Raw genomic sequence first — 5,206 nt, forward strand, 5'->3', positions numbered from 1 at the left:
AATAGTCGCTCCTGAAAAATTTTCAATCTACTAATTTAGTCACCAGAGGTACTTACTATTTATTCCAGAATTTTTCGGAATTTATCGACTTTGACAAAATTAGTATCTGTGGCAGTCGGGAAATATTTTAGTTCGTTCATATCCGAGAGTCTTCTCAGATAATAGTCGCTCCTGAAAAATTTTCAATCTACTAATTTAGTCACCAGAGGTACTTATTATTTATTGCCATATTACTCTACTGTAGTTGAAAAAACCTCTAATTTTTCCTCCTGTGGCAAAACATGACTTATAACCTCAGTAACAAAAGACTTGAGAAAATAATTTTCTTGAGTCTTGCTAAATACACTTTGAATAATTTTTCCTAACTTCTCAACATTGACAGAATTACTATCTGTTTGAGTAGCAAAATATTCTACTAAACTCATACCTGCTACTCTGGTTAGATAAGCAGCACTAACAGCTTCAATTCCACCACCAGCTACAAAAGTTAAACTGTTACTTTTAAGGATCGTAGTTAATGTTTTTGTAGATAGTTCTACTAATCCTAGTTTTAACATTAACTCTGCCATAGTTCCCGCTACTTGCTTCCCTTTTTCTAGAGAAATTTTTTGCTCATATATAGCACTTAGGTCTACTATTAATTGAGCATTTATAGCTGCCGTTGCTAATAAGTCTAAAGCTGGAACTGGATTAGCAAATGCTGTAGCAGCAGCTATCCATTGATATTGTTCAATTACAGGAATAGCGCGTTCTTTTCTGATTTGATTGAGAATATTTTTAGTTTCTAATCTAACTATTTCTGCTTTTCTTGTAGTAGTCGCCCAGACTAATTTTTCCTTTTCCTGTTCTAATATTTGATTCAGCTTTTCTGTTAATCCAAATATTTCTGGCAATGGTTGTTCAATAGATTCTTGAATACTACCATCCTGCTGATATTTTCGGACTTTAATAGAATTAGGTCGAGCATAAATTCCGACTAAATTTTCTTCTGAGTTAATAGTAGATAATGTCTCTTTGATTTTTTCTATAATTTGCGGTTTTTGCTCTGGCAAATATAAATCTTGTTTATTCCAAATTAAGATAAAACGTTGACCAAAAGTTGTTAGTTTTGATAAAGCTTGAAATTCTGAATCTATTAAGTCACCTGTAATCACAAATAATATTAAGTCATAAGGCGATAAAGGATTAACTTGAAAATCCTCATTTTTTGTTATCCATTCTGACTGCCAAGTTATATCGGTAACTTCTATTTTTGGTTGATTTTTAGATATCCAGTCAGACTTTAATATCTCAGTCAAAGCAGTTTTACCAACTCCTTGATTACCTGTAATAACTATACTTAATTCTTGTCTTTCTAATTCCTGAGTAAGAGTAGTTACTTTTTGACGTAGTTGACTAATATCATTACTTATTTTTTCAGACTTATTAATACCTTCTACTTCCAAAGTAAGCTGATCTATAGTAGTAGTTAAAGTAGCGATCGCCTCTTCAGCAGTTTCTTTTGTCGGTGATGGAATTATAGTTGGTTTCTGGGGTGGTAGAGATTTTGGTCTTTTTAATAACCAAACCCCCAGACTTGCTGCCATAATTCCTAACATAGTAGTTCCACCAAATTCTGCCACGGAATGTTGGACACTATCTAATAACCATAACAGTAGAGATAATCCTATACCCCCTACTAAAATTGGTCGTTGTAATTTTACAGCCATTTTTATTTTCCTCAAAACTCCCTTTATTATTGATTTTATCTTAACCCTGCCATAATATTACCTCCGCCATTTCATTTATCAGTACCTCCTGCTGAAGTAGGATAGTTGTACTAAGATTTTTATTCTCTTAAAAGAAGAGATTTGAGACCTGATTTTATTGTCAATTTTCAAATGATAAATTAAGACTAGGTAAAAAAGACAAGGGAGGAAAGTAGAGAAGGGAGAAAATTTCAGGAAGTCTGACATTTTAGTTATCATTTATCAGTACCTCCTGCTGAAGTAGGATAGTTGTACTAAGATTTTTATTCTCTTAAAAGAAGAGATTTGAGACCTGATTTTATTGTCAATTTTCAAATGATAAATTAAGACTAGGTAAAAAAGACAAGGGAATAATTTCAATAATCAATTATTAATTATTACCTCTTCTATAATAGAAGGATTAGCTAAAAGGATTTTTTTTCTTATATTGATCGATTTTTTCTCCATGAATTAAGAAGCTTTATACCTTAATTTTTCGGTAAACAAGGGAAAACATTTAATAGGTCATCCATAAAATCAATCTTGATAGTGCAGTACAAAGGTAAGGTTAATTTTTCTACTCCCATTTACAGTAATTCTTAAATCTCTAATCTGACAAAGTTGATTTTACAAGAGAAGCAGTTTTTTCTGGTTTTTCAAGAACTGGAAAAACTAACACACTATTAATATTAGAATTATTTACTAATTCCTCAAGACGATGTAATTGTTTATCGCTAATTGCAATACCATCATATTTTTCTACATAATTTAATTCTTCTTGAAAATTTTCATCATTATAGACTTGAATAAAGACTCGATCTACCGACCATTTTTCCCAGTCCGCCGCAAAATATTTTTTCGCCCAATAAGGGTTGTGATGACAGATATCAAAACTAACTGAATTATTAGCTTTTTTCATTTCTTTGATCATTCGCTCAGTAAATTTTGTTAAGTTAGCTGTGCGGTCTACTTTTCCTGGTAATTCTGCATGATATCCCAGATAATCATCCCATTGAACTGCATCTATATTTGGATATTTTTTGACAAATTCAACTAAAATGTTGGTAAAGAAATTAGCAACTTCTTCCATTTCTACATCTAAGACATAATGATCGATTCTACTATATGTTTTATCCACTCCAGGAACTATCCATTTTTTCCTAATCGCTAAGTCAAATATCGGACTATTTTCATCTATTTTAATCCCTTTCTCAAAGTAAGCATGAACTTCCATTCCTTGTTTATGTGCTTCATCAATTAACCAGACTAACCATTGTTCGTTAAATTTATTAGGGCAACTTTTTGCTCCTAGTATTTGTTCCATTACTTCGCTTTTGTACATAGTGCAGCCATTTCCCCACACTCCATGAATTATGGTATTAAATCCTTGTTTTTTGTAGTAACGAACTCTTTCACGAATTGTTTTTTCGCTAGCATTATTGGTTATATAATAACGACCTAAATATATGCCTCTAATTTGTTTTTTCTCCCAAGGGGTTAAAGTTTTTTTATCTAAGGAATTATTCTTAGGTTGAATTGGATTAATAGTTGGTTTTGGAGAAGAAGTTGGTAATTGTTTTTCCGTTTTAGAAGAGTCTGGTTGATTTTTAATTACTTCTGATGGAGATGGTTTATTTGAAGTTAATTCTGTCTCCTTTTTTTGTGGAGAAGGAATTGGTAATGGCGTTTTTACTTTAGATGAGTCTGGTAAATTTTTAACTGCTTCTGTTGGAGTTAATTCTGTTTCCTTTTTGTGTGGAGAAGGAATTGGTAATGGTGTTTTTACTTTAGACGAGTCTGGTAAATTTTTAATTGCTTCTGTTGGAGCTACTTCTGTTTCTTTTTTTTGCGGATAAGGAGTTGGTAATGGTGTTTTTACTGTAGATGAATCTGGTAAATTTTTAACTGCTTCTGTTGAAGAGGGTTTAAAAGGAATAGGTGCATTAGGAAACTTTTCATGGAACCAAGAAACTACAGAAGTATTAGATATAGCTTGAGATAAATTAATATTCTTTCTCTCGATAAACCACCAATAACTTCCTCCTAAAAGCATCGTGAAAATTAGAAGTTCAACGAGGCAACCTGCATCAAAAAGGCGAGAGGAGTCGGAATCTTTTTTTGACATAATAAAATACTCAGAAATTTGGATGGATGTTTTTTTATTTAGTTAATTTCAAAAGAATTTAACCCTATAGGATAACTACTACAAGGTTAAATCATCTTTCTTATTAAATAAATACAATCTCTGACTGAAAAATTTCTGATTTTTTCTCAAGTTATAGTGAATGTAATGACTTTAAAAACTTTATGTTACGCAAAATAAGTTCTAACTCTCTTCCAATCCCATCAAAACTTTCACTTTTCTAGTTACATCTATTGAAGCTTGATGTTATAGTTAGGACTAATTTTATCTGCCGTTTCTGCAACTTTTTGACGAACATTATCAGGTAGTGGAATATAACCTAAATCAGCACTTAGCTTTTGCCCTTCATTTAAGCAATACTCAATCATTTTTTTTATACCTGTAGCTCTAGCTACATTATCATATTTACCATAAATAAGCATCCAGGTATAGCGAACAATTGGGTAAGAATTAGTACCCTCTGGATCGGTAATAAAAACACGAAGATTACTTGGTAGTGGTACTGCTGCTAGAGTAGCTTGAGCAGAATCTAAAGATGCTTTTACATAATTACCAGATTTATTTTCCAGAGTCACAGTATCTAGTTTAGCTATCTTAGTGAAACCAAATTCTATGTAACCTATAGCACCTTCATTTTGACGAATTAGAGCAGTCACACCATCACATTTTGCCCCACCAATTCCTGTTGGCCATTGCACCTTTTTACGTTCCCCTACTTTTTGTTTCCATTCTGAACTAATGGCACTTAGATGCTGGGTAAAAAATTTCGTAGTTAGGCTAGTATCTGAACGGTGGGCTACTATAATTGGTATGTCTGGCAGATTCACATCAGGATTGATTTTAGTAATTTTCGGGTCATTCCACTTTGTAATTTTACCCAAAAAGATATCTATATAAGCTTGCCTGGATAATTTCAGGTCAGATACACCAGGTACATTGTAAGCTAATACAATACTGTGTGCAGTCATAGGCAGCATAATTACTCCACGACTAACCTTGGCAATTTCTTGATCTTTCATTGCCACATCAGAAGCGCTAAAATGTACCAATTCTTGAGTAAATCTTTCAATACCAGCACCACTACCAACTGTTTGATAATCTACTCTTAGGTTAGGGTCAGTATTATTCAAGTCTTTAAACCAAGGTTGATATAGGGGAGCTGGAATATGTGCTCCTGCACCAACAAGGTTTACTTCTCGTTTAGCAAGAGGATATTTCAGACGACCGAGCCTACGAGACCATTTCATAGTAATAAGGGAGCTAATTGTTAAGGGTATTATAGTAACAGAAATAGTAGTTATGCTCAGAACTTAGGCAAATTACTATATATAGAGTT

At 32.7% G+C, this 5,206-nt stretch carries 3 protein-coding genes; all 3 read right to left on the reverse strand.

Annotated features, from left to right (window positions below):
* Positions 1–230: 230 nt before the first annotated feature.
* Entirely contained in the window at positions 231–1,709 is a 1,479-nt protein-coding gene (locus ACP6PK_RS21200) for a slr1306 family protein (protein ID WP_426562386.1), read from the reverse strand.
* A gap of 625 nt (positions 1,710–2,334) precedes the next feature.
* Positions 2,335–3,852, reverse strand: coding sequence for a family 10 glycosylhydrolase (locus ACP6PK_RS21205; protein WP_426562388.1), 1,518 nt, complete (start codon positions 3,850–3,852; stop codon positions 2,335–2,337).
* 248 nt (positions 3,853–4,100) lie between these two features.
* Positions 4,101–5,117, reverse strand: a complete 1,017-nt coding sequence (gene pstS, locus ACP6PK_RS21210) for a phosphate ABC transporter substrate-binding protein PstS (protein ID WP_426562390.1) — start codon at positions 5,115–5,117, stop codon at positions 4,101–4,103.
* Positions 5,118–5,206 lie beyond the last annotated feature (89 nt).

The sequence above is a fragment of the Dapis hubbardiae BLCC-M172 genome, assembly GCF_050016015.1.
In the GTDB taxonomy this organism is placed as follows: Bacteria; Cyanobacteriota; Cyanobacteriia; order Cyanobacteriales; family Microcoleaceae; genus Trichodesmium.

Coding starts and splice junctions, on each gene's coding strand:
- ACP6PK_RS21200 (WP_426562386.1), bottom strand. CDS start 1,709: ATGGCTGTAAAATTACAACGACCAATTTTAGTAGGGGGTATAGGATTA.
- ACP6PK_RS21205 (WP_426562388.1), bottom strand. CDS start 3,852: ATGTCAAAAAAAGATTCCGACTCCTCTCGCCTTTTTGATGCAGGTTGC.
- pstS (WP_426562390.1), bottom strand. CDS start 5,117: ATGAAATGGTCTCGTAGGCTCGGTCGTCTGAAATATCCTCTTGCTAAA.